The organism is Streptomyces sp. NPDC056128, from assembly GCF_042263835.1.
GTDB lineage: Bacteria > Actinomycetota > Actinomycetes > Streptomycetales > Streptomycetaceae > Streptomyces.
The window spans coordinates 1-3293 of the sequence record NZ_JBHJVQ010000075.1 but is presented as its reverse complement, the minus strand read 5'-3'; the positions used below and the strand labels follow the sequence as shown (position 1 = coordinate 3293).

The 3293-nt window shown below is 67.8% G+C and carries 1 protein-coding gene; it reads right to left on the bottom strand.

Annotated elements, in window-relative coordinates; all coding sequences use genetic code 11:
- Positions 1 to 3279 (bottom strand): amino acid adenylation domain-containing protein (locus ACFC1X_RS40625; protein WP_376364769.1); only part of this gene is annotated, 3279 nt, incomplete at its 3' end.
- Positions 3280 to 3293 lie beyond the last annotated feature (14 nt).

Sequence of the window (3293 nt, the reverse complement as noted above, 5' to 3'; positions counted from 1 at the left end):
GACCTCGCCGGGCTCGATGCGGTAGCCACGCAGCTTCACCTGATCATCCGCACGGCCCACGAACACCAACTGCCCGTCCACCGTCCACCGGACCAGATCCCCCGTCCGGTACATCCGCTCACCCCGCCCGCCATACGGGCACGCCACGAAGCGTTCCCCCGTCAGGCCCGGGCGCTGGTGGTACCCGCGGGCCAACTGCATCCCCGCCACATACAACTCACCCACCACCCCAGGCGCCACCGGCTCCAGGAACCGGTCCAACACGAACGTCCTCGTCGTCGCAAACGACCGCCCAATCGGAACCGAACCCACACACCCGTCGCCCTCACCCACACCAATCACGTAGTGCGCCGAACCGACCGTCCCCTCCGTCGGCCCGTAGTGATTCACCACCACCACATCCGGATGCGCCTCACGCCACCGCTGCACCGCACCCCAGCTCAACGCCTCGCCGCCCACCATCAACTGCCCCGTCGGCACACACTCCCCCGGCAACGCCCCCAGCAACGGCAGATGGCTCGGCGTCACCTTCAAGAACCCCAGACGACGCCCACCCAGCACCCCCGGCAAACCCTCATCCAGCCCCGACACAAACACACACCCACCCGACACCAACGCCGCATACAACCCCGTCACACCCAGATCAAACGACACCGACCCATGCAACAGACTGCTCTCCCGCACCCCCGGATACGCCCCCACACACCACGCCACATAACTCGCCAACGCCCCATGCGACACCACCACACCCTTCGGCCGCCCCGTCGACCCCGACGTATAGATCACATACGCCGCATCCCCCGGCCCCACCCGCACCGGCTCCACCAACCCACCAGCCGCCACCGCCTCATCCACCAGCACCGCCAGACCCTCCGGCACCCCACCCGCCAACTGCGCGCTGGTCACCACACACACCGGGCCCGCGTCCTCCAACAACCACGCCACCCGATCCGCCGGAGACTCCGAGGCGATCGGCAGATACGCACCACCGGCCTTCCACACCGCCAACAACGCCACCACCACATCCACCGACCGCTCCAACAACACCCCCACCACCGACTCCAACCCCACCCCACGCCCCCTCAACACACCCGCCAACCGAGACGCCCGCTCATCCAACTCCCCATACGACAACTCCACGTCCCCACACACCACCGCCACCGCACCCGGATCCCGCGCTACCTGCCGCTCGAACAGGTCCACCACCGTCTCCTCGGGCACCACGCGGTCGGTGTCGTTCCACTCCGCCAACACCCGCTCACGAACCGACGGCGCCAACACCTCCACCACACGCAACGGGGTGTCAGAGCCGCCCTCCAGTTCGTCAGTGAGGTTGTCGATCACCGTATGCAGCAACTGGCACACGAGGTTCGGGTCTTCCGGAGCAACTACATCGGTCGTGATGGCGAACCCCGTCCCCAAGTCATCCACCGATACGGCCAGCGGATAGTTGGTGGACTCCCGGCTGTAGACCATTTCCACGCCATTGAGCTGGTGCCGACTCTCGTCGGAAGGCACGTCGGCCCGTCGACGACCGTGGCGGTAGTTGAGCAAGGAGGTGAACAACGGCGCCGAGGCCGAGACCGCGCTTGCCTTCTGCGCCAGCGCGAGCGGGGCGTGCTCGTGCACCAGCAGGCCGGCCAGCTGGGCCTGCATCGCCCGCACCGCACCCACGACATCCAGGGCCGCCACGTCCATCCGCACCGGAAGCGTGTTCATGAACGGACCAGGCACCCACTCCGCACCAGCTCCGGCATGCATCCGGCCCAGCAGTACGGTCCCGAACACCACGTCCGTCCGGCCCGCGAGGCTCGCCAGCACCCGCGCCCAAGCCACGTGGAACAACGTCGCCGGGCTCACCCCGATCGTGCGTGCTCCCTCGCGTACCCGCACCGCCAGCCCGTCATCCACCCGCAGCCGCGCCGACCGCACACCGGCGCCATCACCATGAGCGTCGGCCAGGCCGAACGGCAGCGTCGGATCCGTGACGTCACCCAGCAACTGGGCGAAATACTCCTCGTGCTCCGCGCGGGACATGCCCAGCCGCGCCTGGGCGACGAAGTCCCGGAACGGCAGCGGCACCGGCAACTCGTCTCCACGCCCCTCCATCAGCGCAGCGACCTCACCCAACACCACGTCCAACGCCGTGTGATCCTGCAACAGGTGATGAACCTGGACCAACCCAAGCCACCGATCCGTTCCAGGATCCGCAGCTACATTCACCCGCACCAATGGCGCCTGTCCCACATCCATCCACCGTCCGGCGACCGCCAGCAGTTCATCGGCGGGATCCCCGTCCGGCGACAGCCTCACCTCGGTAACGGGAACGACCGCACGCCGCCAGACCACCTGCACCGGCTCCGGCAGCCCTTCCCACACGACCCCGGTGCGATAGATGTCGTGCCGGTCCACCACCTGCTGCAACGCGGCCAGGAACCCGTCCAGCCGCTCACGACTGTCAAATCCCAGAGTCATCGGCACCAGATACGCATCCGCCTCACCAGGCTCGGTGATCAGGTGGTGGAAGAAGATGCCCTCCTGCAACGGCGCCAGCGGATACACATCCGCCACGTTCGCCGCGCCGCCCTCCACGGACTCACAGACCAGGTCGATCTGCGCCGACGTCAGCTCGACAAGCGGCAGCATCTCCGGCGTGATCACCTCCGTGCCCTCCGGAATCCCGTTCGGAGGCACCTCCACCACACCCCCACTGCTGCCGGCAGCTGCCAGCGCCGCCGGTGTCGGAGCCTCGAACAGCACCCGCACGGACACCCCGAACCCGCGCTCGCGCAGCCGGGAGGCCAAGGTGACCGCCAGCAGGGAGTGCCCGCCCAGCTCGAAGAAGTTGTCCTCCACCCCCACCCGCTCCACGCCCAGGACATCCGCGAACACCTGACACACCAGCTCTTCGACGACCGTCGCAGGGCCCCTCCCACCAGACGACGAATGCTCGGGTGCCGGCAATGCGGCTCGGTCCACCTTGCCATTCATCGTCAACGGCATCCCGTCCAGCACTACGACCGAGGACGGCACCATGTACTCCGGCAACCGCTCAGCCACGAAGCTCCGCAAGTCAACACTGCCGACGGCCTGATCGTCAGCGACGACGTAGGCCACCAGACGCCGGTCCCCTGGCACATCCTCACGGACCAGCACCACCGCCCGGTCCACTGCAGGGTGCGCCGCCAGTACGGTCTCGACCTCGCCGGGCTCGATGCGGTAGCCACGCAGCTTCACCTGATCATCCGCACGGCCCACGAACACCAACTGCCCGTCCACCGTCCACCGGACCA